The sequence below is a fragment of the Mesorhizobium sp. M2A.F.Ca.ET.039.01.1.1 genome, from assembly GCF_003998035.1.
Lineage (GTDB): Bacteria > Pseudomonadota > Alphaproteobacteria > Rhizobiales > Rhizobiaceae > Mesorhizobium.
Map to the genome: position 1 here is coordinate 1 of NZ_RZRY01000739.1, position 2,881 is coordinate 2,881.

4 protein-coding genes and 1 pseudogene are annotated in these 2,881 nt (G+C 63.6%); 4 read left to right on the forward strand and 1 reads right to left on the reverse strand.

The features are described 5' to 3' along the window. The 4 genes and pseudogenes from EOA24_RS32825 to EOA24_RS32840 form a co-directional block, all read left to right on the forward strand. On the forward strand, window positions 1-396 hold a 396-nt coding region (locus EOA24_RS32825), incomplete at its 5' end, for a fumarylacetoacetate hydrolase family protein (RefSeq protein WP_133374729.1). Further along, window positions 393-1,043, forward strand: coding sequence for a maleylacetoacetate isomerase (gene maiA, locus EOA24_RS32830; protein ID WP_126082237.1), 651 nt, complete (start codon window positions 393-395; stop codon window positions 1,041-1,043). The genes EOA24_RS32825 and maiA, both read left to right, overlap by 4 nt. Then, window positions 1,033-1,511: pseudogene (locus EOA24_RS43470) on the forward strand (DUF4262 domain-containing protein). Before maiA ends, EOA24_RS43470 begins: the two are co-directional and overlap by 11 nt. Window positions 1,512-1,566: 55 nt before the next feature. Then, entirely contained in the window at window positions 1,567-2,607 is a 1,041-nt protein-coding gene (locus EOA24_RS32840) for a zinc-dependent alcohol dehydrogenase family protein (protein WP_126082236.1), read from the forward strand. 66 nt (window positions 2,608-2,673) lie between these two features. Here the strand turns inward: EOA24_RS32840 and EOA24_RS32845 are convergent. Then, on the reverse strand, window positions 2,674-2,881 hold a 208-nt coding region (locus tag EOA24_RS32845), incomplete at its 5' end, for an EamA family transporter (RefSeq protein WP_145992558.1).

Sequence of the window (2,881 nt, forward strand, 5' to 3'; positions counted from 1 at the left end):
GTCTGGGGCTACGGCGTCGGCGTCGACCTGACCCGCCGCGACCTGCAGGATCAGGCGAAGAAAGCGGCACGTCCGTGGGACTGGTCGAAGGCCTTCGACCAGTCCGCGCCTTGCGGTCCGCTGGTTCCGGCCGCGACATCAGGACATCCGGACAAAGGCCGCATCTGGCTTGCCGTCAACGGCGCGGTGAAACAGGACGGCGATCTTGCCGAGCTTATCTGGCCGATCGCCGACATCGTCTCGATCTGCAGCGAGGCGGTCGAGCTTCGCCCGGGCGACCTGATCTTCACCGGCACGCCGGCCGGCGTCGGTCCGGTTCAGGCCGGAGACAGGATCACCGGCGGGGTCGACGGCATCGGCACGGTCGAGGTGGCCATCGGACAACCGAGGCGATGAGCGACCTCGTCCTCCACAATTACTACCGCTCCTCCACCTCCTACCGGGTGCGGATCGCGCTGGCGATGAAGGGGCTGGACTATACCTATGTGCCGCATCATCTGCGGCACGGCGAGCATCTCGAGCCCGCCTATCTCGCGATCAACCCGCAAGGGCTGGTGCCGGCGCTGGTGCTGGATAACGGCCGGCTTTTGACGCAGTCGCTGGCGATCATCGAATATCTCGACGAGATTGAGCCCGAGCCACCGCTGCTGCCGAAGGATGCGTTGGGTCGGGCTCGCGTCAGGATGCTGGCGCAGATGATCGCCTGCGACATCCACCCGGTGAACAATCTGCGCGTGCTGACCTCGCTGCGCACCTTGTTCGGCGCCGGCGACGAGGACGTCGTCAACTGGTTTCGGCACTGGGTGAACGAAGGCTTCCAGTCGCTTGAAAAGATTCTCGCCTCCTCGCCCGAGACCGGCGCCTTCTGCCATGGCGACACGCCGGGCATGGCCGATATCTGCCTTGCCGCGCAGGTCACCAACAATGCCCGCTTCGGTGTCGACATGGCGCCCTACCCGGTAATCGCGCGCATCAACGCCGCCTGCATGGCGCTGCCGGCGTTCCAGCAGGCAGCGCCGCAGAACCAGATCGATGCCGAGTAGGGAAGCCAAAGACGCCGAGGAGGCCAAGGCACTGGCCGACATCGACGAGTTCGGGTGTCATATCCTCTATGTGCTGGAGGAGGACGAGAATCCGCCATTCGCATACTCGGTCGGGATAGAGCACAATTTTGGCGTCCCTGATTGGTCGTCATCGGGCTCAAGCCGGAGCTTTCGATGACCATCGTCAATGAGTACTGCAGACGCGTGCGCGGCGGCGAGAGGTTCCGCATCGGAGAGCGGGCGTCGGGTTTCCTGGGAGGTGGCTTCGACTGTCAGTTCGGTGCGGTCCACCCGGACCACTATCCCGAATATTTCGGTTGGAATATCTGGTTCTACGACGGGCCGGATTTCCGGATCATGCAGCTAATTTTTCCAACAACCTCCGGCGTTTGGCCATGGGATGCCGAGGCCGATGAATGGGTTCGCAAGCGGCAGCCCCTTCTAGACCGACCACCGTTGCCACCTTAGTTCGGATCGTCGTCCAGCCACCTGCCATTGAACTGACATATATGGAAGCAATCCTATGAAAGCCGTTGTCTTCGAAAAATTCGGTGAGACGCCGACCATCCAGACCGTGCCGGATCCAAAGCCCGCCCCGGACGGCGTCGTCATGAAAGTAGAGGCGACCGGGCTTTGCCGCAGCGACTGGCATGGTTGGATGGGCCATGACGACGGCATCACCTTGCCGCATGTTCCCGGACACGAGCTTGCCGGCGTCGTCGTCGCCGCCGGCAAGCAGGTCAGCCGCTGGAAGGCCGGCGACCGCGTCACGGTCCCCTTCGCCGTCGGTTGCGGCCGCTGCTTCGAATGCACCTCCGGCAACCATCAGGTCTGCGAGCACCAGACGCAGCCGGGCTTCACCGGCTGGGGCTCGTTCGCCGAATATGTCGGCATCGAGCATGCCGACACCAATCTCGTGCGCCTGCCCGACGCGATGGAATACGCTACCGCGGCAAGCCTCGGCTGCCGCTTCGTCACCTCGTTTCGCGCCATCGTCGACCAGGGCCGGGTGACCCCCGGCGAATGGGTGGCCGTGCATGGCTGCGGCGGCGTCGGCCTGTCGGCGATCATGATCGCCAGCGCCATTGGCGCTAACGTCATTGCCATCGACCTCACGGACGAGAAGCTGGAATTCGCCAAGAAGATCGGCGCGGTGGCGACCATCAACGCCTCGACGACGCCGCACGTGGTCAAGGCCGTCAAGCAGATCACCAATGGCGGCGCGCATATGTCGATGGACGCGCTGGGACACCCGACCACCTCGTTCAACTCGATCTCGAACCTGCGCCGGCGCGGCCGCCATGTTCAGGTCGGGCTGATGCTGGGCGAACATGCCCGCCCGCAAGTGCCGATGGACAAGGTGATAGCCTTCGAGCTCGAGATCCTCGGCAGCCACGGCATGCAGGCCTATCGCTATTCCGCGATGATGGAGATGATCCGCACCGGCAAGCTCAAGCCCGAACTGCTGGTCGGCAAGAAGATCAGCCTCGAGGAAGCGCCCGCGGCCCTGATGGCGATGGGTGGCTTCGAGGGCATTGGCATCGGGGTCGTGACGAAGTTCTGAGCAATTCCAGGAAAAGTGTGAAACGGTTTTCCGTCCGGAATTGCGTCAAAGCAAATCAGTAGGCGTCTACCGTGCAAACCTCTTCGCCCCGAACACGCATGCCACGACGCCGAGCGTGACGACCACCATCATCGGGCTGACCTGTTCGTGCAGCAGGCTCGCCGCCAGCGCCAGGCCGAAGAAGGGCTGCAGCAATTGCAGTTGCCCGACGGCGGCTATGCCGCCTTGCGCCAGGCCGCGATACCAGAACACGAAGCCGATCAGCATGCTGAAC